The following is a 20151-nucleotide window of genomic DNA, read 5'->3' as shown; positions in this document are numbered from 1 at the left end:
GTGGACTAGTTGTGATCCGAGTTGCGAAGAATGAGCATCTGGATGGCGCTGACGACGGCGAGCACGATCATCAGCAGGGCCGAGAGCGCGGCGCCGTAGCCGAGCTGGAAACCCTGGAAGGAAACGCGGTAAATGTGGTACACCGCGGTGATGGTCTGGTTTGCCGGACCGCCGCTGGTCATGATGTAGAACTGGTCGAAGGCCAGCAGGGAGCCGGCCACCGAGAAGACCAGCACCAGGGCAAGGGTGGGCCGCAGCAGCGGCAGGATGACGTAGCGGAACACCTGTGTCCGGCTGGCACCGTCGATCCTGGCCGCTTCCTCGAGCTCCACGGGAATGGACTGCAGCCCCGAGTTCAGCAGCAGCATCTGCATGCCTGCAACCTTCCAGACCACCATCGCGCATACGATGCCTAAAGCGGTGGTGAAGGTGCCGAACCAGTTGTCCGAGTGCGAGGCCAGCCCCCCGCGGGTGAGCAGGTCCAGCATGGGCCCGATGTTGGGCTGGGCCATGAAGAGCCACAGGTAGCCGGCGGCGGCGAACCCGACGACGACCGGCAGGAAGTAGATGGACTGGAAGACCCTGGCTGCTTTTCCGGAGCGGCGGATGAGGAGTGCCAGCGCGATGCCGATCACCAGCAGCACGGGAGTCATGATCAGCGTGTAAAGCAGGGTGAATCCGGCGGCCCGCAGGAAGTCCTGGTCCTGGAACGCGGCCGTGTAGTTTCCCAGGCCGATGAAGCTGATCTTCCCCAGCAGCGGCCAGCGGTGCAGGGACATCCACAGCATCAGGACCACGGGCAGGAAGAAGAATACGGTGAGGAGGATCAGTGCGGGGGCGACGACTGCGGCGCCGAGCCTGCTGCGGGAGCTGGATAGGGTCCGCCTCCTCCGCTGGGTGCGCGGCGGCGCCGACGGGCGTCCGGACCTGCCGGGCCGCGCCGTCACGATGGTGTTGTGTGCCAAGGTAGTTCTCCTTTAGGACAAGACGGGTGCCGCCGCGGTCTGCGGCGGCACCCATGGGACGTCAGGGCCCGGTCTGGATGATCTGCTGGGCGGCCTGCTGCGCCTTCTGCTGGGCGGCCTGGACGTCACCGCCGAAAACGGCCTCGTTGATCATGGTGGCCCACGGCCCGTTGTTGTCGTTGAACAACTTGTTTTCAACGACGCTGTACGGTGTCTTCCCGGTCTCCAGTGCCTTGCTGAAAATCTCGTTACGGGGGTCCGCCGAGGCATAGACGCTCTTCACGAGGTCAGTCCTGACCGGAACGATGGAGTTCTTGGCCAGCAGGGTCTGGGCCTCGTCGCCGGTGGCCCACTTCACGAAATCCCATGCGGCAGGCTTGTTCTTCGAGCCCGTGGTGACCGCGATGTTGTCGCCGCCTGCAAAGGAGGCCGACCCTCCGTTCTCACCGGGGATGGGGGCGATGCCGTAATCGATCTTCTTGTCTGTGTTCAGGGTCTGCGTGAAGAAGGCGCCGAGCACTACCATGCCCACTTTTCCGGCCTGGAACAGGGCTGGCTGTGCTGTGCCGGAGTCGGTCTTCGCCGCCTCAGGCATCACGCCGGCCTCGTGCATCTGCTTGTAGAACGTCAGCGCCTTGGTCACCTCCGGGGAGTCGAGCTTGGCAGTCTTGCCGTCGGCAGAGAGCACGTCGCCGCCACTGGCCCAGACGCTGGGCGTGAACTCGAAGATGTTGCAGCCGCCGCATTGTCCGGCCATCGTGAACCCGTAGGTGTCCGGGCCCAGGGCGCGGATCTTCTTGGCTGCGTTGAGGATTTCCTCGTAGTTGGCCGGGGGCTTGGCGGGATCCAGGCCTGCCTTTTGGAAGAGTTCCTTGTTGTAGAACAGCACGGACGCTTCCGCCGTAAAGGGCAGGGCATAGGTCTTGTCCTCCCAGGTGGAGAGGCGCGCGTGGGACGGGCTGAGCTTGTCCTTGTACGGCAGCTTCGATGCCTCGTCCGTGATGTCCTGCAGGACGCCGGTGGAGGCGAAGTAGGGCAGGTAGACCAGGTCGATCGATGCAACGTCGGGTCCCGACCCACCGGCGGTGGCGGTGCCGAATTTCTGTACGAAGTTCCCGCTGGGCACGATGGTCACCTGGACCTGCGCCTTGTGGGACTTGTTGTAAGCGTCCGCAAGGATGTCCATGAACCCTTTCTGCGAATCGCGTGCCCAGAGCGTGATGGTTCCGCTGGGTTCCTCGCCGGAGGAGGCCTGCAGCGAGTCGGAACCGGAGGGTCCGCCACAGCCGGTGGCCGTGAGGGCGAGGGATGCCGCCAGCGCCAGTGCTGCGGCGAGCTTTGTGCGTTTCATTTGCCGTTCCTCTTCATAGGGATGGGGTGGAGGTGCAACTAGGGCGTGTCTCCTAAATCCGGAACCTCTTACCCGGGATGCTTGATGTGTGTCTCGTACTTCTGTTTTGACTGACGGGCAGTGGGCCCGGATTCAGTCGTTGCTGCCGTCTTCTGTTGGCCGCCGGGGTCGTCCTTTCCGGGATGATCGCCGTGTAGTCGAGGGCATCATCTACCGGTATCGGTGCGGGATCGCCTGGCGGGATGTGCCGGCGGAGTTTGGTCCCTGGCAGACCATCTGGAAGCGTCACCGCCGCTATAGCGGTGACGGGACCTGGGACAGGATCCTGGCGGCCCTGCTGACGACCGCGGATGCCCGCGGTGAGGTGGATTGGTCGGTTTCAGTGGACTCGACGGTGAATCGTGCCCACCAGCACGGCACCAACCTTCCGCGCACCACAGGGGGCCTGCTCGAATTACATGAATCTGTTTGCTGAGCCCACCGATCACGCGATTGGGCGTTCCCGCGGCGGATTAAGCACCAAGATCCACGCCTTGGTCGATGGTAAAGGCAGACCCCTGGTGCTGCTCGTTGCCCCCGGCCAGGGCGGGGATGCGCCCATGTTCACTCATTTGATGAACCAGTTGAAGATCAACCGGACGGGTCCGGGCAGGCCGCGCACCCGCCCGGACCGTGTTCGCGGTGACAAGGCATACTCGTCCAGAGCGATCAGGACCCACCTTCGCGACCGCGGCATCGCCGCTGTTATCCCGCAACCATCCGACCAGATCGGCCACCGGAAACGACGCGGATCCACCGGCGGCCGACCCCCGGCCTTCGACAAGGAGGACTACAAAGGCCGCAACGTCGTCGAACGCAACTTCAACATCTTCAAGCAGTGGCGGGCCCTGGCGACCCGCTACGACAAACTGGCCTTCACCTACCGCGGCGGAGCAGTCCTCCGCGCGATCAGCATCTGGCTGACAGCTTTAGGAGACACGCCCTAGGCGACGGGGATCCAAACCCGCATGGCGGCTGGCCCACGGTTGGCCCAGCGGAAATATGGGATGGCGGTCAGCGGGACCGACCGCTGCTCCACGGCACCCGCTCCGCTGCTGCTGCCGTAGAGCGGTTGCTGCGCGGCGGGACGGGCCACACCTGCGGCCTTCAGTGCGGTTCGCACACCGGGGATGCCCTCCGCCGGGACGATCTCCACAGGAGCGGACGTATCGATGGCGAGGTCTTCAAGCACGACGCCGTCGGCCTGGTCATGCTGCTCGAGGCAGTAGACCACCGGCCCACGGACCAGGGCGACGGTTCCCCGCACGGCATCCACCCGTGGATGAGCGCTAACAACACGCGCCGGCATGGGCAACGTGAGAAGGACGGTGGTGCTGCCTTCCCAGTCACGGCGCAGCCGGAGGTAGCCTGACGCGTCGGGCTCCGCCTCCACCGCGGCGCCGTCGATGGCCACCTGCGGGTCTTCGCACCAGGATGGGATGCGTACGGAAAGAGTCCATTCGCCGGCAGGGGCCGTAACCTCGACGCTGGCCTTTTCGTCCCACGGGTATTCCGTCGTAGTGGCAACCGATACTTCACCGCCGAAGGGTTCGCCCGACACGCGCACCTCGCCGTCGTGCAGCAGCTGAAGCTGCAGCCCGGACTCATCCTGCGTGGCCACGTAGTGGTGCAGGGATGCCACCAAGCGTGCCAGGTTCGGTGGGCAGCAGGCGCATGCGTACCAGGACAGGCGTTCCGACGGCGCGTCCTCAGTGGATCCGTCATGGCCCGTGCGCAGCTGCAGAGGATTGGAGTAGAAGAAGCTGTTGCCCTCAATGGAGGTCGAAGCGGCGATGCCGTTGTAGAGGGCGCGCTCCATCTCATCGGCGTATTTGCCGTTGCCTGTGGCGAGCAGGAGCCGCCAGCTGAAGTGCAGGCTTGCAATGGACGCGCACGTCTCGGCGTAGGCGCGGTCCGGCGGCAGTTCGTAGGCGTCGCCGAACGCTTCGTCCCGGTGGCGCGATCCAAGCGCTCCCGTCAGATACGCCTTCTGGGAGAAGATGTTCTCCCAGAGGGTCTCCGCGGCCTCCAGCAGGGAGGGGTCGCCGTTTTCGAGGTAGGCATCCGCTACCCCAGTGGAGAGGTAGACCTGCCGCACCGCGTGCCCTGTTGCCTCATTGGCGGCCTTGCGGATGGGAAGGTGGTCCTGGAAGTACTGGCGTCCGAACCTGTCGTCGGGCAGGATGCCGTGCCCGCGCAGGTCCAGCTGCCGGACTGCGGTGTCGAGGTAGCGCTTGTCTCCGGTCAGGCGGTAGAGCTCAACAAGTGCCGTTTCCACTTCCGGGTGTCCGTCGATCTTTTCGACGCCGCCCGGGCCGAACGTCTCCACGATGCAGTCAGCCACCCGGCGGGCGACCTCCACAACGGATCCGTTTCCCGTGGTGCGGGCCACTGCCACGGCTGCCTGCAGCAGGTGGCCCGCGGTGTACAGCTCGTGGCTCCATTGCAGCTTGTCCCAGCGCTGGCCGGGCTCAACTCCTTGGACCCAGGTATTCAGGTAGCCGTCCGGCTCCTGCACTTTGGCCAGCAGTGCGCCCATGGTTTCCAGGTACTCTTCCCAGCGGGGGTCCGCCTGGCGGCCGGCCTCCCATCCCACCGCCTCCAGTGTCTTGTACAGGTCTGTGTCCTGGAACCAGAAGCCGCGGAACGCCGCGTCGCTCTCGCCGGCCAGCCGCCGGAAGTTGTCCAGGGCGCCGCTGGATTCCACATTCGCTATGCAGTGGGGGATGGTGGCCGTCCGGTTGAGCTCCTGCCAGCTGCCCAGATGCCCCTCCGGGCGCAGCCGCACCGAATTGAAGTCCAGGGGGCGCAGGGCGTAATGTCCGGACGCCGTTGCCCCGACGGGGCCCGCTGCGGTCCCGTTGCCGGCGCCCTGCCCTGCGGCCGGTGCCGGAATGTGGTGAACAGATGTCATCAATGACCTCTTCCATAGTCTGAATCGGAGGGTGATGCGACAAAATCCGGAAGACCGTAAACGGAAAATTAGGAAATCGTCTTCCGAGGCCTGACTCTAGGTGACGCGCGTCTCACGTGTCAACGGTTTCTGGTATCCTTCACAAGGATTACAAGCGCGATTTGTATAACCGGGGGAGCTTGTAGCCCTCATCACGAGAGGGAGGCATGTCGGAAAATAGTTTCCGTAATTCCGGCATAGCGGCAGTGGCCGCGCTCGCGGGAGTTTCGACCGGAACAGTCTCAAAGGCGCTGAACGGCACGGGCCAGCTGCGGGAATCGACGCGGCTGCGGGTCAGGGCTGCCGCGGAAGAGGTTGGCTGGCTGCCCAACGGCGCAGCGCGGAGTATCCGCAGTGGCAGGACCTACACCGTGGGAGTGATCACCACCGACAGTTACGGACGCTTCAGCATTCCAATCCTGCGCGGCGTAGAGGATGCGCTAGGCCTGGGGGAGATGCTCTGCTTTCTTTGCGACAGCAGGGACGACCCCATCCGGGAGCAGCACTACGTGCGCACACTCCTTGCCCGGCAGGTTGACGGAATCATCGCCGTCGGGCGCAAAGTGGATCCGCGGACGCCGCTCGCGGAGAACCTGCCCGTGCCGGTCATCTATGCCTTTGCGCCGTCCACTGATCCGCAGGACTGCTCTATTACGGCGGACGAGCGTGGCGGCGCACGCCGTGCCGTGGACCACTTGGTGAAGACCGGCAGGCGCCGGATCGCCCACATCACCGGCCTGGAAAACCATGCGTCGGCGGCGCTGCGGGCGGAAGGCTTCCTTGCCGCCATGGCCAGCCAGGGGCTGGAGCCAGTAGGGGATGTCTGGTACGGAAGCTGGAGCGAGGAATGGGGCCACAACGGGGTCCGCGCGCTGCTGGCGAACCACCCGGACGTGGACGCCATCTTCTGCGGCAGCGACCAGATTGCCCGGGGCGCCGCCTACGAACTAGAACGGCACGGCCGGTCCATCCCGGACGACGTGGCCCTGATAGGCGTGGACAACTGGTCCCCGTTCACCGATGGGTACCGGCCGCATCTCTCCAGCGTGGACCTGAACCTTTCCACCATCGGCCGGCGCGCGGGGGAGGCGCTGCTGTCAGCGCTGGACGGTATGCCCCGCCCGGGAATTCACATCGTGGACTGCGACCTCATCGTGCGGGAGTCCTCCGGTCCACGGGGATAGCGTCACCTTCGCGGTTCCGGCGGCCGCCGGTGCCTGTGGTGGAGCTCGTAGTGGTCGAAGACGTCCGATGACGTGTCTCCCACATGGCCGAACTTCCCGCGCAGCACTTGGGCCAGGTCATCCAGCGCTGCGTAGAGCATGCGCCCGGCGAACCGGAGTTCGGGGTTGTCGCTGCCCTGGGCGTCCAAGGCCAGCTGGTGGGCGTACGCAATGGTGGCCGGAAGGGATCCCCGCTGCTCCACTTCATGGAAGTAGTAGGTCTCGTGGAAGGACAGGAGATCGATGCTCACGGACGCCACGTTTTCAGCCATCGACTCCAGCAGTCCCGCCGCATGCCGGGCTTCCAGGGAAGCGATGCCGGATGGTCCCGCCGCTTCCCGGAACAGGTTGAGCTGGTGGGCAAGGGCGCGCCGGCGGCTCAGCGCCGGGTAGGTCTGCAGGATCCAGGACACCGTGGCGGTCAGCAGGCCAAAACCGGCCACAGCCTGGAAGGCCATCACCAGCCGAAGCAGCGGGTGCGTGGCAACGATCTCGCCAAATCCTGCGGTTGAGAGGGCCACCAGCGAGATGTAGAGCGCTTCCGGGAAGTCAGCCTGCCGGGGGATACCTGCCGAGTAGGTGAATCCGTCCGGCAAATGGGGGAGGTACAGCAGGGCCCAGCCCACGGCGGCAAGGGCGGCCCAGGCGGCGATGACCGCAGCCATGGCCAGCGGTGCGGCGATGGAGGAGGCCCCGCCCCTGAGTTTTCTGGACAGCAGCCAGAACCAGCGCATGATGGTCCGGCCCACCGGACCCGAGCCGTGCGGGTACAGCAACGTTTGGAAGACGTCGGCGACCATCAACAGGACCAGCGCTGCGCCTGCCGCCGTGAAAAGCACGCATTCGAAGTCCATGCCTCATCCTAAGTGCGGCGATGGCAGGGGGAGACAGGGCCGATGGCTAGGCTGGCGCCATGGACTTTCGACTACGCCAGGCCACACCGGAGGACGCCGAAGCGGTGGTGCTCATGCAGACGCAGGCGCACGAGGAGTGCTACCCGCACCTGCTCTCGGCGGATTTCTTCGAGCGGCGCAGGGCCAGCATCCCCGAACGGGTGGAGCGGCGGCGGGCGTTCCTTGGCACGGAGGACCCCCGGATCCTCGCCTTCGACGCGGGTGACGAGTTGGTGGGTTACGCGGACGCCGGGCCCGGCCGGGAGGACGACGCCCCCGAAGCGCTGGAACTCTACTCCATCTACACGCTCCGGCGCACCTATGGGACGGGGCTGGGGGCAGCATTGGTGAGTGCCGCCGTCGGCTCCGGCCCGGCCTACGTCTGGGTGCTGGAGAACAACCCGCGCGCCCTGGCCTTTTACCGGAAGCAGGGGTTCCGGTCGGACGGCAAGCGCAACACCCTGCCGCCCGAGTGGGAGGCGCTGCCCGAATTCCGGCTGGTGCGGCGGGTTCAGCAATAGCAGGCACCTCTAGGAGCAGCGTACGACGGCGGCACACGGCTTGGGTGCCAAGCGAGCCGAGGCGCGGGGCCAGGCTACAGCGCGGCCGCCAGGCTCCGGCCCACGGTGAGGCCGGTGAAAATGCAGCCTCCCAGGAAGGTCCCTTCGAGTGCGTTGTACCCGTGGGCGCCGCCGCCGCCGAACCCCGCTGCCTCGCCGGCGGCGTAGAGGCCGGGAATGGGAAGGGCCCCGTGCCCCAGAGCCTGGCCGGACAGGTTGGTCTGGATGCCGCCCAGCGTTTTACGCGTGACAACATGCAGCCGCACCGCAATCAGCGGACCGGCCTTCGGGTCCAGGACCCGGTGCGGCTTCACCGTGCGGAAGAGCCGGTCGCCCAGGTAGCGCCGGCTGTTCCGGATGCCTGCCACCTGGATGTCCTTTGAATAAGGGTTGCGGATCTCGGCGTCGCGCTCCTCGACCTGCCGCCGGAGCTGCCCGTGGTCCAGCAGCGGCTGGTCCGTCAGAGCGTTCATCCCGCGGACCAGGTCCGCCAGGTTGTCCGCCACCACAAAGTCAGCGCCGTGCTCCTTGAACGCCTCGATGGGACCGGACGCGCCAGGGCCCAGCCGGGTCTTCAGCAGCAGCTTCAGGTCCCGGTTGGTGATGTCCGGATTCTGCTCCGAGCCGGAGAGGGCGAATTCCTTTTCGATGATGCGCTGGTTGAGGACGAACCAGGAATGGTCGTACTGCTGGAGCTCCGGTGTGGTCCGCAGCAGGCGGAGGGTGCCCAGGGTGTCGTAGCCGGGCAGGCCGGGGGAGGGGAGCCGGCGGCCAAGGGCATCGAACCAGAGCGACGACGGGCCGGGCAGGATCCGGATGGCATGGCCCGGCCAGACGGGGTTCCAGTTCTGGATGCCCTCGGTGTAGTGCCACATGCGGTCACGGTTCACCAGCCGGACCCCGGACTCGTCAGCGATGTCCAGCATCCGCCCGTCCACATGCTGCGGTACGCCGGTGACCATTTTGCCCGGCGGCGTCCCCAGCCGGTCGGGCCACCACCGGCGCACCTGCTCGTGGTTTCCGCCGATCCCGCCGGACGCGACCACCACCGCCTGCGCCCGCAGTTCGAAGTCGCCGACAACGTCCCGGTTGGAGGAGACCCCGCGCGGCGACGCGTCGGGCGCCAGCACGGCGCCTCGCACCCCGGTGACCGCGCCGCCGTCGTACGTTAGACCGTCCACCCGGTGACGGAAGAAAAACCTGACGCTGCCCGCAGCAGCAGCTGCGCGGGCCTTGTCCGCGAACGGCTCCGACACGCCGGTGCCGGTACCCCAGGGGACGTGGAAGCGGGGGACCGAGTTGCCGTGGCCGCCGGCCCTGCCGTCACCGCGCTCCGCCCAACCCACCAGCGGAGTGAACCGGATGCCCTGCTGCTGCAGCCAGGCCCGCTTCTCACCCGCGGCGAACTCGACGTAGGCGCGCCCCCATCGCTGCGCCCACTCGTCCTCGGGATGCGGGCCGGAAAACCGGTCCCACTGCGCCGACCCCTGCCAGTCCTGCCACGCCAGCTCGAAGGAGTCCTTCACGCCAAGCCGGCGCTGCATGGGGGTGTCCACCAGGAAGAGCCCGCCCAGCGACCAGAACGCCTGGCCGCCCAGGTTGGCCGCGTTCTCCTGGTCCACGATGGCGACGCACTTTCCGGCACGGACCAGTTCATTGCCGGCCACGAGCCCGGCCAGCCCGCCGCCGATGATGATGACGTCCGCGTCCATGCGATCCCTGCTTCCGGTTAGCTACTGACGGGTACGGCACCAACGTACCGCAGGGGCCGCAGGCGCTTGTATGCTGTGGACGGGGCTGCCCGGAATGGAGCGCTATGCAATGAAAATCATGCTGCTGACCGCGGGATCCCGTGGCGACGTGGAACCCTTTCTCGCCCTCGCCCGGGCTGCCTGTCTGGCCGGGCACCAGGTCCGCACGGCCGTTCCGGACAACTCGGGAGCGGACGGTGCAGGACTGGACATTGTCAGTCTTCACATCGATTTCGCCCAGCTGGTCAGCGAGCAGGGTGTTTCACCCAGGGCAGCTGCCTCGGCGTTCCGGAGCGTGATCCGGCCGGCCATGGCCACGCTTTTTTCTGCTGCCGTGGAGCACATCACTGCCTTCGCCCCGGACATTGTCGTCTACCACCCGAAGGTCCTTACTGCTCCCGCCGCCGCGTACAGCCTCGGCATCCCGTCCGTTCTGGTGGAGACCGTTCCATCCCTCACCCCTACAAGGGAGTTTCCCGCGCCCTTCCTCACCACACGCAACCTGGGCCCGTTCAACCGGTCCACTTACCGGGCAGCGCACCTGGCCGCGCTGATGTTCAGGCGTGAGTTGGCCCGGGCACTGCAGGCGCTCCCGCCGGGACCTGTGCCGAAGGCAGCCGCGCTGAAGATGCGCCACCAGGCCACGCTGATCCCCGCCAGCCCCCGCCTTCTGCCGCGCCCCGCCGACTGGCCATCTTCCGTCCACCTAACCGGCCACTGGCCAGCTACACCGATTGCCGGGCAGCCGGATGCCGAACTGGAGGATTTCACGCGTGGCGGCGACTTCGTCTACGCGGGGTTTGGTTCGATGAAGGCAGGCGATGCAGCGTCCCGGGGTGAAGCGATCATTACCGCGGCCCGCCGCAACGGCCTGAAGACACTGGTTTCCGAAGGCTGGGGCGGCATTTCCGTCCCTCCCGCATCCAGGGGCGCCGACGTCCTGGTCCGAAGATCTGTGGAACACCACCTCGTCATGCCGCGTGCCGCCGCAGCGATCCATCATGGCGGCGCAGGTACTGTTCACGCCGCAGCGCGGGCAGGGATCCCCTCCGTGGTGGTGCCCTTCATCGCCGACCAGCCGTTCTGGGGCCACCTGCTGAACAGGGCAGGCCTTGCGCCGGAGCCGGTCCCTTACCGGAAGATCACAGCGGACAGGCTGAGCCACGCTATTGCCCAAACCCAGGAATTGCGCGGCCGCGCGGCCGAAACCGGTGCCCAAATCCGCCAGGAAGACGGCACTGCTGCTGCGCTTGGTGTACTTGAAACGCTGGCAGTGTCCTAGGCCCATGAGTCGCTCGCCGTAAAATCCCCTACCGCTCGGCGCGCCAATAGTACGTTTGCTGATGATTTGCCTCATGATTGCCGGAGGCAACAGGCCCGGGTTCGATCAAGGCCTTTAGCCTCTGGATCGATCAGACATCGACGTCTCGACAAGCAAAGGGAATCAACCATGGGCTTCCTGGACCGTGACCACTCCATCGCCCCGCCGGGCTTCAACCGCTGGCTGGTGCCGCCCGCCGCACTCGCCGTCCACCTGTGCATCGGGCAGGCGTACGCCACCAGCGTGTACAAGACCGCGCTGGTCAAGCACTTCGGAGCCAGCCTCACTGAAATCGGCGTGATCTTCTCCATCGCCATCGTGATGCTGGGCCTCTCCGCTGCGATTATGGGCACTTGGGTAGACCGGAACGGACCGCGGAAGGCCATGTTCACCTCTGCCATGTTCTGGGTGGGCGGCTTCCTGATCGGTTCGCTGGGCATCTTCTCCCATCAGCTCTGGCTGGTGTACCTGGGCTACGGCGTGGTGGGCGGAATCGGCCTGGGCATCGGCTACATCTCGCCGGTGTCCACGCTGATCAAGTGGTTTCCGGACCGGCCGGGTCTGGCCACCGGCATGGCGATCATGGGCTTCGGCGGCGGCGCGCTGATCGCCAGCCCGGTGTCACAGGCACTGCTCAAGGCGTACGATCCCAACTCCGGTGCCCAGGGCTGGGTTGCCAGCGGTGACGCCGTGGGCAAGCTCTTCCTGACCCTCGCCGTCATCTACCTCGTGTACATGCTCTTCGGTGCCTTCACCATCAAGGTGCCCGCTGACGGCTGGCGCCCCAACGGGTTCGATCCGGCCAAGGTCAAGGCTGCCAAACTGGTCACCACCGAAAATGTCTCGGCCAAGAACGCGGTCAAGACCCGGCAGTTCTGGCTGGTATGGGTGGCGCTGTTCTGCAACGTCACCGCAGGCATCGGCATCCTGGAACAGGCAGCACCCATGATCCAGGACTTCTTCCGGCAGTCCGACGGCAAATCCCTGGTGAGCGCCGGCGTGGCTGCCGGCTTCGTGGGCCTGCTGTCCATCGGCAACATGGCCGGCCGCTTCGCCTGGTCGGCCACCTCCGACGTCACCGGCCGCAAGCGGATCTACATGATGTATCTGGGCGTGGGAGCCGTGCTGTACATCATCCTGGCGCTGGCCGGATCCTCCACGACCGTCCTTTACGTGGCGCTCGCCTTCGTCATCATCTCGTTCTACGGCGGCGGATTCTCCACGGCCCCCGCCTACCTGCGGGACCTCTTCGGGACCTACCAGGTGGGTGCCATCCACGGCCGGCTGTTGACCGCGTGGTCGGCTGCGGGTGTGGCCGGGCCGCTGATCGTGAACGCATTCCTGGACGCGCAGGGCAAACCGGGCCAGCTGAACGCCGCGTCCTACCAGCCGGCGCTGTTGACCATGGTGGCCCTGCTGGTCATCGGTTTCGTGGCCAACCTGCTGGTCAAGCCCGTCGATGCTCGATTCCACGAACCCCGGCCCGATCGAGGCCGCACCGAACCAGCCATGGAGGCCTGAAAAATGAGCACAGTATCTGACCACGGCGGCCGCCAGGCGCCCGTCAACACCTCTACCGGGAAGCTCGTCGTGGGCTGGGCGCTGGTGGGAGTACCCCTGGCCTACGGCGTGTACGAGACCCTGACCCGGGTGGCGGCGCTGTTCGGATAGCCTCCGGCCCGGCTTGCGCGTCAGACTGGCCCAGTTTTCAGGACGGAACGTCCGCGGGACCCATGAGTTTTCGCGGTTCTCCCCTGAAAACTGGGCCAGTTTGTGCGCCGGGCGTCACGCGGAGCACGCTTTGGGCGGCACTTTAGGACGCCGGGCCCGGGCTTTCGCGGTTTCGTGTCCGCAGGCGCCCCGAAAGCATGCTCCGCGTGACGCAGTTGACGAAAGTTCAGGCCCCCGCATGGTTCGTGAGCCGGCGGCGCAGGACTGTGGCGCTGACCCACGTGACCAGGCTGCAAGCCACGGTACCCCAGAGGATGTCCGTCACGGCCACCAGAGCGGTGAAGTCCTTGAGCACGGCAAATCCGGTCAGTGCCCAGGTGGCGTAAGTGAAGAACCCGAACAGCGCCGCGCCCGTGACCCGCTGCCGCACGGAGGCTTTCGGGTGATGCGGCCGGACGCCGAAATGCACCATGCCCGCCACGAAGATGACGTAGAACAGCACCGCCCCCATCAGGTTCGCCTTGGGCGCCAGCAGCCCGCCGATCTGGCTCTGGTACAGCGGGCTGGCCACCAGCAGGATCCACGCCACGTCCAGCACGGCGAAGATCAGGGCAGTGACTCCGTAGGCGGTCAGCCAGTTCCTGATGCGGGGGTTCATGCTGGGCTCCTTTGTTTCCAGGTGCGGGGGTACACCAGCAGTTCGGTGCCATCGCTGTGTCCGGACTGCCCTCACCAGCAATAAGTGCACAGGAACAGGCAACCTCCGCCAACCCCACCCATACGCCCCAGCCCCCGCTCCGAAGACTAAGTGGACGGGCCCAGCCAAGCCGGGTTGTTGCGATGCAACTCTGCCAGGTGGGGCTCGGGCAGGGACTGGCCGTGCAGCAGCGCGCGGCCGGCCATGGGGAAGGGATGCGTCCGTGAACGAAAAGAGCCGCAAAGCGCTCATCAGTACTGTTATTGCCGTGGTGGTGGCGGTGCTCATCGCCCTCGCCGGAAGCCAGGGCGGATCCAGGATTGGCAGTGTGCCGGTGTTCGCGTTGGGTGTTGCCGTCGCCTTCGTGATCCAGTGGCTGGTGTTCATTCCCTCCTACAAGGCGCAGACGGAGAAGTTCTACGACCTCACCGGCGCCCTCACCTACATCTCCATCACGGTGTTCCTGGTGCTGGCGTCGCCGGGGGTGGATGCCCGTGGCCTGCTGTTGGCGGCCATGGTGGTGCTGTGGGCCGCGCGGCTGGGCAGCTTCCTGTTTTTGCGGATCAGCAAGCACGGCAAGGACGACAGGTTTGATGAGCTCAAGCCGGACTTCTTCCGCTTCCTGAACACCTGGACCCTCCAGGGCCTGTGGGTGGTGCTCACCGCGGCGCTCGCATGGGTGGCCATCACTTCGGACACGAAAGTGGGCCTGGACTGGTTCTTCTGGGTGGGCCTGCTGGTGTGGGCCGGGGGCATCACCATCGAGACGGTCGCGGACCTGCAGAAGACGCGCTTCAAGGACGACCCCGCCAACAAGGGCCGTTTCATCAGCACCGGCCTCTGGTCCAGGTCCCGCCATCCCAACTACTTCGGCGAGATCACCCTGTGGGTGGGCGTGGCCGTCATCGCCCTTCCCGTGCTGCAGGGCTGGCAGTGGGCGGCGCTGGTCTCTCCGGTGTTCGTGGCCCTGCTGCTCATCAGGGGCAGCGGCGTGCCGCCCCTGGAGGAAAAGGCGGACAGGAAGTGGGGCGGCCGGGCCGACTATGAGGCGTACAAGAAGAACACCCCGGTGCTGGTACCCAAACTGAAGTAGGGCTTTACCAAGCAGGGATTTACGACGGCGGCCTCCGGAACCGGGTGCCGCCGTCGCCCGTTCATCAGGTACGATTTAACCCATCAAGGGGAGTACTCCCGTCTGTGAGTGGCCCGTCAATACGGATGCAGCGATGCATCCCGGGCCACCGGCTCCGGTTCAACCGGGCGGAGGAGACCTTGGCGTCAATGTCAACGCCTACCCTTTGGAGTACCCGCCATGCAGGTAACACCCCTCGTCTGGATCATCACCATTGCCGTGACAATCCTGTTCTTCGTGTACGAGTTCTTCGCCCACGTCCGCAAGCCCCACGAACCGTCCATCGGTGAGTCGGCCCGCTGGTCGGCGTTCTACATCGGACTCGCGCTCGTGTTCGGCGTCGGGATCGGCGTGGGCTCGGGATGGACGTTCGGCGGTGAGTACTTCGCCGGCTACCTCACCGAAAAAGCCCTGTCCGTAGATAACCTGTTCGTCTTCCTCATCGTGATGACAGGCTTCGCCGTTCCTAAGAAATACCAGCAGAAAGTGCTGATGGTGGGCATCATCATCGCCCTCATCCTCCGCGGCGGGTTCATCGCCATCGGCGCCACCCTGATCGAAAACTTCTCCTGGGTGTTCTACATCTTCGGCGCCCTGCTGCTCTTCCTCGCCTACCGGCAGGCGTTCGGCGGCCACGACGCCAACCCGGCGGACGGCAAGTTCATGCAGCTCGTCCGCCGCGTCCTGCCGGTCACCCCGGAGTACCACGGGGACCGGCTCACCGTGAAGCAGGACGGCAAGCGCTTCGTGACGCCGATGCTGCTCACCATCATCGCCATCGGCTTCGTGGACCTGATCTTCGCCGTCGACTCCATTCCCGCGATCTACGGCCTGACCAGCGAGGCGTACATCGTCTTCACCGCCAACGCCTTCGCGCTGATGGGCCTGCGGCAGCTGTTCTTCCTCATCGGGGGACTGCTGGAACGCCTGGTGTACCTCGCCCAGGGCCTGGCCGTCATCCTCGCGTTCATCGGCGTGAAGCTGGTGTTCCACGCCCTGCACGTCAACGAGCTCCCCTTCATCAACAGTGGGCAGCCGCTCCTCTGGGTGCCCGAGATCCCCATCTGGCTCTCGCTGCTGTTCATCGGCGCCACCATCCTGGTGGCCACGGTGGCCAGCCTGGTCAAGACCCGCAGGCCTGCGGCCGCAGCCGTGGCCCGTGACCGGGACGCGGCAGCCCTGGCCCCCGATGCGGATGTACCCGCCGGCGAAGACACGGACTCCACGGCCGGGACCCGGCGGTAGAGCCAAGCAGGACGTACGACGGCGGCACTCGGGTTGGGTGCCGCCGCCGCCCTGTTCGGACTAGAGGGAGAACGCCCAGCGCTTCCATTTGCCCGGCAGGCCGCCCGGCCGGGGGCCGAGGGCGCGGATGCCCTTCTTGTACCAAACGTGCAGGAACCCCAGAAAAGCTGCATTAAGCACGAGCAGAATGGCGACGGCAACCAGGAGCACATCCTTCCCTTCCTGGTATTCCAGATAGCCCACCTCGCCGAACACCAGGTGGCCCGTAACCAGAGGCATGACGAGTTCCTTCAACCAGACGACGGCTCCGCCCAGGGCCAACTGCAGAGGAAAGCCGAGGACCGCAAAAAACCAACATCTGTAGGCCAGCTTCTTGCATTGCCTGTCCCAGGCCACCGTCTGTTCCCGCTGGTCAGCCGCAAGTTCCTGCGTCATTCTTCCCCCAAAAGTCTCAGTGCCCCGACAGGCAGCGGTCTGAGTCTAATGGCAACGCTTGGGGGTGCGGGAGGCCCTCCCCGCCCGGCTCGTAACTCTGCCGCAGGATTCACGCAGGAGTCCGGAAGGATTGCCCGAGTCCGGGGGAAACCGGCAATTTCGGGGATGCACCGCCGCTAGGCTTTTCCATGGCGTCAGCGGTAATGGGGGGCTGACGCCCTCAACTCTTCGTGCACAATCCTGGGGAACAGCATGTCCGGCCACACGTCCTTGCCCAACACGTTGCCTGCGTCCGGCACCCGCTGGACTGCCGCCGTCGTTCTTTCCGCCCTGTTTGCGATCTTCGGCGCGAACCTGCCTGCGGTCGCCGCGGGCAGCACCACCACGGCCGAGCAGGGAACAGTCCAGGCTGCGGACCTGCTGGAAACCCTCCCCGTGAAGGGACGCGCGCCCAAGACCGGATACGAGCGTTCACTGTTCGGGCCGACGTGGGCGGACGTGGACCAGAACGGCTGCGACACCCGCAACGACATCCTCAACCGGGACCTGACGGACATCACCTACGTCAACAGCGTCCCCTGCACGGTCAAGACCGGGGTGCTGGCAGATCCCTACACGGGCACTGTGATTGATTTCGTCCGCGGCACCACCACCAGCAGCGCCGTGCAGATCGACCACGTGGTGGCGCTCAGTGACGCCTGGCAGAAAGGTGCCCAGCAGCTGACCACGGAGCAGCGGACCGCATTCGCCAACGACCCGCTCAACCTGCAGGCCACGGACGGGCCCACCAACCAGCAAAAGGGCGACGGCGACGCCGCCACCTGGCTGCCGCCAGCCAAGGGCTTCCGCTGCGAGTACGTGGCACGGCAGGTGGCGGTCAAGGCGCGGTACAGCCTGTGGGTGACGCAGGCCGAGCACGACGCGATCGCCGGGATCCTCGCGGGCTGCCCCGGCCAGCCGGCACCCACTATCGTGCAGCCGGCTTCCACAACCACCACCGTCTACTACGCCAACTGTGCCGAGGCGGTGGCCGCGGGAGCTGCACCGCTCTACGCCGGCAACCCGGGGTACCGCGCGGGCCTGGACGGCGACGGCGACGGGGTGGCCTGCGAGGGCTGAGCGCCCGGCCGCGCAATTTCGCAGGGTATACGACGCCGGCACCCGGCTTGGGTGCCGTAGTCGTCATGTCCGAGGGAAGAGGCCGGTGGTAGGCTCCCCGCTATGGCCATGGACCAAGCGCTGCTGAACTGGCTGCTCGATTCCGACCCTGCCCTCAAGTGGCAGGTGGAACGGGACCTTGCGGCCGACCCGCCGGAGCAGTGGGAGGCCACCCGGAGCCGCCTCGGGACCGAAGGGTTCGGCGCGGAGCTCCTGTCCCATCAGGACCCGGACGGGCAGTGGGCCGGCGGCGCCTACTTTCCCGCAGACTTCGACTTCAATGGACCCGAAGCCGCGGAAGGCGCAGGCCAGCCCTACACCGCCACCACCTGGTCCCTGAACACGCTGCGGGAGTGGGGGCTGGACGCGGACGTGCTCGCCGGGACCGCGGACAAGCTCGCCGCCAGCAGCCGGTGGGAGTATGAGGACCTGCCGTACTGGGACGGCGAGGTGGACTGCTGCATCAACGCTTTCACCCTCTCCAACGGCGCGTGGCTCGGAGCGGATGTGGCCAGGATCGCGCAATGGCTCGTGGAGCACCAACAGCCCGACGGCGGCTGGAACTGCGAGTGGGTTGACGGGTCCACGCGGTCCTCGGTCCACTCAACGATCAACTCCCTCAAGGGCCTGCTGTACTACGAGTCTGCGACAGGAGGCCCTGGCGAGCTGCAGGCTGCCCGGCGCCGCGGCGAGGAGTACCTGCTGGAACGCCGCCTGCTGTACCGACAGTCAACGGGGGAACTTGTGGCGCCTTGGGTGACGCGGCTGGCCTACCCGTTCCGGTGGTTCTACAGCGGGCTGCACGCCCTGGACTACTTCCGGGCCGCGGCCCTGCACGACGGCGCCGCCCCGGACCCGCGCCTGGGGGATGCGATCGAACAAGTCCGCTCCGCCCGGCAGCCCGACGGGACCTGGCTCCAGGAGCGCCGCCTCCCCGGCCGAGTGTGGTTTGAGATGGATGTGCCGCCGGGTGAGCCGTCCAAGTGGCTGACCTTCCACGCCATCCGGGCGCTGGAGTGGTGGGACGGCGACGGCCGCCCGGAAGGAACCTAACGCGATGTGTCCGGTTGCGCCTGCGGAGGGAAGTCTTTCTGCAGCGCCAAACCTGCGATGATCGCGCCGGCCAGGAGGAGTACAAACGGTGTCTGGAGAATCGGGCCCAGAAGCGCGAACCCCGAGTCGGCGATGGGTTTCGACGCCGCGGAAAAGTACCACCGCGTGTACAGGCGGGATCCCGATCAGCAGGGCCGAAACCAGTGCGTACCGCAGCCAGTTTCCACGCCGTGTCATCGCCATCGCCAAGTATGGCCAGGTGTGCCGAGCGGTTTTCAGGGGCCTTGCGGCAAACTTGAGGCTGCACCTACGAACGAAAGCAGGATCCCGTGATCACTCTCCAGCAGGACGCCGAAGGCTTCATCCGCATGAACCGGCACTATCCGGCCAGCGTCCGCATCCGGATCGCCTTCAACGACGGCAGCACCGGCGAGTTCTCGGGCCGGACCCTCAACAACGCCTACGACGCTGCGCTCGCAGAGTTCCGCGCCAGGAACGGGCTTGATGCCAAGGGGTTCAACCGCGCCCCGGCGAGCCGGACCAACGCCGGCAACAAAATCGATTTCGTTCCGGTGCACCCCGGGATGGGGGAGTAGCCGGACAGACATCCCAGGGGCGGTTGCCGTGGTGGTCACCCTGCAACTACATCAGCATGCCGGTGGGCTACCTTCCACTGGCCATCCTCACGCCGGTATATCTGCGTCGCCCGGAGCGTGAGGTTGGTCGGATTGCCGTCCCTGCGGAAGGAGATGCGCTCGATGCCCGCGGTGTAGGCCATATCCCCAAGGACGTCGCACGACTGCACCTCCAACTCCCATGACGTGCAGTTGGAAAAGCTGTCTTCCAGAAACCGAAAAATCTCCTCGACTTCTTCGAGCCCGTACGCGTTGCGGAAGGCTCCCAGGATGCTCACCGGCTCAATGCGCGACCAGATGGCGCGCCGGGGATTGGCGTCGCCGTTGTGGAGAGCGACTTCCGCGTCATGCAGGCTCGTCCGGACCCACTGAAGGAAGTCTTCGCGCTCACTCATGGCGTCAAGGTACTCGCGTGGTGCGGGTCCGGAAAGGGCGGAAAGTCCCCATGACGTGGGCTTTCAGTGCCAGCAACCCGCCCCGCCTGCTAGGTAAGGCCCCGCCAAAAAGTGGGGGGCAATGTGGGGGGCTGCACCCCCTCGACTGGTCCCCAGCCTGGGCCTAATGTTTGCTCGCAAGCATCCGGCGAGGAGGATGGAGGTGCCCGAAATGGGAGCACAGGAAAACGGCGCACTGGTTCGGCGGGGCTATGAGGCGTTCAGCGCAGGCGACATGGACACGCTCAGGGACCTGTTTGCTGAAGACGCCGTATGGCATGTTGGCGGCACGGGTCCGTTGTCGGGAGATAAGAAGGGCCGGGACGCGATCCTGGCCTACTTCGGCGAACTCTTTACGCGGTCCAACGGGTCGATGAGGGTCACGGTGGAGGACGTGGCCCCAGGTGACAGGTATACGGTCGGCGTCCAGTTTTCGCACGCGGAGCGCGACGGCAAGACCATGGACCAGCGGCAGGTCATCGTGTTCAGCATTGCCGACGGCAAAGTCACGGAGGGCACAGAAATGCAGGAGAACACCGCCACGGTGTCTGATTTCTGGTCCTGACGTCCCATTGGCTGGGCTGACAAAGGGGGCAATGCAGGGTGCCATCCCCCTCGACCGCACCCGCGGGCGG

20 protein-coding genes are annotated in these 20151 nt (G+C 66.0%); 12 read left to right on the top strand and 8 right to left on the bottom strand.

The window, feature by feature from the left end; genetic code table 11:
* Nucleotides 1–5 precede the first annotated feature (5 nt).
* A complete protein-coding gene (locus QF031_RS15330; RefSeq protein WP_307429919.1) occupies nucleotides 6–965 on the bottom strand; it encodes a carbohydrate ABC transporter permease in 960 nt (319 codons plus the stop codon).
* 61 nt (nucleotides 966–1026) lie between these two features.
* On the bottom strand, nucleotides 1027–2316 hold the full coding sequence (locus QF031_RS15325; protein ID WP_307429916.1) for an ABC transporter substrate-binding protein: 1290 nt from the start codon (nucleotides 2314–2316) through the stop codon (nucleotides 1027–1029).
* A gap of 88 nt (nucleotides 2317–2404) precedes the next feature.
* Between QF031_RS15325 and QF031_RS15320 the strand changes: the two genes are divergently transcribed.
* A protein-coding gene (locus tag QF031_RS15320) for an IS5 family transposase (protein WP_307429913.1) occupies nucleotides 2405–3302 on the top strand; the annotation gives its coding sequence in 2 pieces (ribosomal slippage) (nucleotides 2405–2755 and nucleotides 2757–3302; 897 coding nt in all).
* Here QF031_RS15320 and QF031_RS15315 read toward each other — a convergent pair.
* Nucleotides 3299–5269: a glycoside hydrolase family 127 protein gene (locus QF031_RS15315; RefSeq protein ID WP_307429909.1), complete on the bottom strand. Its 1971-nt coding sequence runs from the start codon at nucleotides 5267–5269 to the stop codon at nucleotides 3299–3301. The two genes, QF031_RS15320 and QF031_RS15315, sit on opposite strands and share 4 nt — an antisense overlap.
* 206 nt (nucleotides 5270–5475) lie before the next feature.
* Between QF031_RS15315 and QF031_RS15310 the strand changes: the two genes are divergently transcribed.
* Nucleotides 5476–6492 carry a LacI family DNA-binding transcriptional regulator gene (locus QF031_RS15310; protein ID WP_307429906.1) on the top strand — a complete coding sequence of 339 codons (1017 nt, stop codon included), beginning with the start codon at nucleotides 5476–5478 and terminating at the stop codon, nucleotides 6490–6492.
* A 2-nt stretch (nucleotides 6493–6494) separates the two neighbouring features.
* Here the strand turns inward: QF031_RS15310 and QF031_RS15305 are convergent, their stop codons facing one another.
* A complete protein-coding gene (locus tag QF031_RS15305) occupies nucleotides 6495–7385 on the bottom strand; it encodes a potassium channel family protein (RefSeq protein ID WP_307429902.1) in 891 nt (296 codons plus the stop codon).
* A gap of 59 nt (nucleotides 7386–7444) precedes the next feature.
* Here QF031_RS15305 and QF031_RS15300 point away from each other — a divergent pair, with 59 nt between their 5' ends.
* On the top strand, nucleotides 7445–7945 hold the full coding sequence (locus QF031_RS15300; protein ID WP_307429899.1) for a GNAT family N-acetyltransferase: 501 nt from the start codon (nucleotides 7445–7447) through the stop codon (nucleotides 7943–7945).
* Between the two features lie 74 nt (nucleotides 7946–8019).
* On the opposite strand, the gene QF031_RS15295 is transcribed toward QF031_RS15300, so the two are convergent.
* Nucleotides 8020–9696: an FAD-binding dehydrogenase gene (locus QF031_RS15295; protein ID WP_307429896.1), complete on the bottom strand. Its 1677-nt coding sequence runs from the start codon at nucleotides 9694–9696 to the stop codon at nucleotides 8020–8022.
* A gap of 109 nt (nucleotides 9697–9805) precedes the next feature.
* On the opposite strand from QF031_RS15295, the gene QF031_RS15290 reads away from it, so the two are divergent.
* The 3 genes from QF031_RS15290 (at nucleotide 9806) to QF031_RS15280 (ending at nucleotide 12727) form a co-directional block, all read left to right on the top strand.
* Nucleotides 9806–11017, top strand: a complete 1212-nt coding sequence (locus QF031_RS15290; RefSeq protein WP_307429893.1) for a glycosyltransferase — start codon at nucleotides 9806–9808, stop codon at nucleotides 11015–11017.
* Between the two features lie 168 nt (nucleotides 11018–11185).
* Nucleotides 11186–12577, top strand: a complete 1392-nt coding sequence (locus tag QF031_RS15285; RefSeq protein ID WP_307429890.1) for an OFA family MFS transporter — start codon at nucleotides 11186–11188, stop codon at nucleotides 12575–12577.
* Between the two features lie 3 nt (nucleotides 12578–12580).
* Nucleotides 12581–12727 carry an MFS transporter small subunit gene (locus QF031_RS15280; protein ID WP_307429887.1) on the top strand — a complete coding sequence of 49 codons (147 nt, stop codon included), beginning with the start codon at nucleotides 12581–12583 and terminating at the stop codon, nucleotides 12725–12727.
* A gap of 226 nt (nucleotides 12728–12953) precedes the next feature.
* Here QF031_RS15280 and QF031_RS15275 read toward each other — a convergent pair whose 3' ends face one another.
* Nucleotides 12954–13385 carry a DUF2177 family protein gene (locus QF031_RS15275; RefSeq protein WP_307429884.1) on the bottom strand — a complete coding sequence of 144 codons (432 nt, stop codon included), beginning with the start codon at nucleotides 13383–13385 and terminating at the stop codon, nucleotides 12954–12956.
* A gap of 262 nt (nucleotides 13386–13647) precedes the next feature.
* Between QF031_RS15275 and QF031_RS15270 the strand changes: the two genes are divergently transcribed.
* Together QF031_RS15270 and QF031_RS15265 are read left to right on the top strand one after the other, a co-directional pair.
* Nucleotides 13648–14517, top strand: coding sequence for a DUF1295 domain-containing protein (locus QF031_RS15270; protein WP_307429882.1), 870 nt, complete (start codon nucleotides 13648–13650; stop codon nucleotides 14515–14517).
* Nucleotides 14518–14736: 219 nt separating this feature from the next.
* Nucleotides 14737–15801, top strand: a complete 1065-nt coding sequence (locus tag QF031_RS15265; RefSeq protein WP_307429879.1) for a TerC family protein — start codon at nucleotides 14737–14739, stop codon at nucleotides 15799–15801.
* Between the two features lie 60 nt (nucleotides 15802–15861).
* Here QF031_RS15265 and QF031_RS15260 read toward each other — a convergent pair whose 3' ends face one another.
* Nucleotides 15862–16236, bottom strand: coding sequence for a hypothetical protein (locus tag QF031_RS15260; RefSeq protein ID WP_307429876.1), 375 nt, complete (start codon nucleotides 16234–16236; stop codon nucleotides 15862–15864).
* Between the two features lie 252 nt (nucleotides 16237–16488).
* Here QF031_RS15260 and QF031_RS15255 point away from each other — a divergent pair, with 252 nt between their 5' ends.
* From QF031_RS15255 to QF031_RS15245, 3 genes are all read left to right on the top strand, one after another.
* On the top strand, nucleotides 16489–17355 hold the full coding sequence (locus tag QF031_RS15255) for a GmrSD restriction endonuclease domain-containing protein (RefSeq protein WP_307429874.1): 867 nt from the start codon (nucleotides 16489–16491) through the stop codon (nucleotides 17353–17355).
* 102 nt (nucleotides 17356–17457) lie between these two features.
* Nucleotides 17458–18447: a prenyltransferase/squalene oxidase repeat-containing protein gene (locus tag QF031_RS15250; protein WP_307429872.1), complete on the top strand. Its 990-nt coding sequence runs from the start codon at nucleotides 17458–17460 to the stop codon at nucleotides 18445–18447.
* Between the two features lie 329 nt (nucleotides 18448–18776).
* Nucleotides 18777–19043 carry a hypothetical protein gene (locus QF031_RS15245; protein ID WP_307429869.1) on the top strand — a complete coding sequence of 89 codons (267 nt, stop codon included), beginning with the start codon at nucleotides 18777–18779 and terminating at the stop codon, nucleotides 19041–19043.
* A gap of 35 nt (nucleotides 19044–19078) precedes the next feature.
* Here QF031_RS15245 and QF031_RS15240 read toward each other — a convergent pair whose 3' ends face one another.
* Nucleotides 19079–19477, bottom strand: a complete 399-nt coding sequence (locus QF031_RS15240; protein WP_307429866.1) for a nuclear transport factor 2 family protein — start codon at nucleotides 19475–19477, stop codon at nucleotides 19079–19081.
* Between the two features lie 211 nt (nucleotides 19478–19688).
* Here QF031_RS15240 and QF031_RS15235 point away from each other — a divergent pair, with 211 nt between their 5' ends.
* Entirely contained in the window at nucleotides 19689–20081 is a 393-nt protein-coding gene (locus QF031_RS15235) for a nuclear transport factor 2 family protein (RefSeq protein ID WP_307429864.1), read from the top strand.
* Nucleotides 20082–20151 lie beyond the last annotated feature (70 nt).

The organism is Pseudarthrobacter defluvii (genome assembly GCF_030816725.1).
GTDB classification, from domain to species: Bacteria; Actinomycetota; Actinomycetes; order Actinomycetales; family Micrococcaceae; genus Arthrobacter; species Arthrobacter defluvii_A.
The sequence above is the reverse complement of the archived record's forward strand: the minus strand, read 5'-3'. Positions and strand labels throughout refer to the sequence as shown.

Coding starts and splice junctions, on each gene's coding strand:
- QF031_RS15325 (WP_307429916.1), bottom strand. CDS start 2,316: ATGAAACGCACAAAGCTCGCCGCAGCACTGGCGCTGGCGGCATCCCTC.
- QF031_RS15315 (WP_307429909.1), bottom strand. CDS start 5,269: ATGACATCTGTTCACCACATTCCGGCACCGGCCGCAGGGCAGGGCGCC.
- QF031_RS15310 (WP_307429906.1), top strand. CDS start 5,476: ATGTCGGAAAATAGTTTCCGTAATTCCGGCATAGCGGCAGTGGCCGCG.
- QF031_RS15305 (WP_307429902.1), bottom strand. CDS start 7,385: ATGGACTTCGAATGCGTGCTTTTCACGGCGGCAGGCGCAGCGCTGGTC.
- QF031_RS15300 (WP_307429899.1), top strand. CDS start 7,445: ATGGACTTTCGACTACGCCAGGCCACACCGGAGGACGCCGAAGCGGTG.
- QF031_RS15295 (WP_307429896.1), bottom strand. CDS start 9,696: ATGGACGCGGACGTCATCATCATCGGCGGCGGGCTGGCCGGGCTCGTG.
- QF031_RS15290 (WP_307429893.1), top strand. CDS start 9,806: ATGAAAATCATGCTGCTGACCGCGGGATCCCGTGGCGACGTGGAACCC.
- QF031_RS15285 (WP_307429890.1), top strand. CDS start 11,186: ATGGGCTTCCTGGACCGTGACCACTCCATCGCCCCGCCGGGCTTCAAC.
- QF031_RS15280 (WP_307429887.1), top strand. CDS start 12,581: ATGAGCACAGTATCTGACCACGGCGGCCGCCAGGCGCCCGTCAACACC.
- QF031_RS15275 (WP_307429884.1), bottom strand. CDS start 13,385: ATGAACCCCCGCATCAGGAACTGGCTGACCGCCTACGGAGTCACTGCC.
- QF031_RS15265 (WP_307429879.1), top strand. CDS start 14,737: ATGCAGGTAACACCCCTCGTCTGGATCATCACCATTGCCGTGACAATC.
- QF031_RS15260 (WP_307429876.1), bottom strand. CDS start 16,236: ATGACGCAGGAACTTGCGGCTGACCAGCGGGAACAGACGGTGGCCTGG.
- QF031_RS15255 (WP_307429874.1), top strand. CDS start 16,489: ATGTCCGGCCACACGTCCTTGCCCAACACGTTGCCTGCGTCCGGCACC.
- QF031_RS15250 (WP_307429872.1), top strand. CDS start 17,458: ATGGCCATGGACCAAGCGCTGCTGAACTGGCTGCTCGATTCCGACCCT.
- QF031_RS15240 (WP_307429866.1), bottom strand. CDS start 19,477: ATGAGTGAGCGCGAAGACTTCCTTCAGTGGGTCCGGACGAGCCTGCAT.
- QF031_RS15235 (WP_307429864.1), top strand. CDS start 19,689: ATGGGAGCACAGGAAAACGGCGCACTGGTTCGGCGGGGCTATGAGGCG.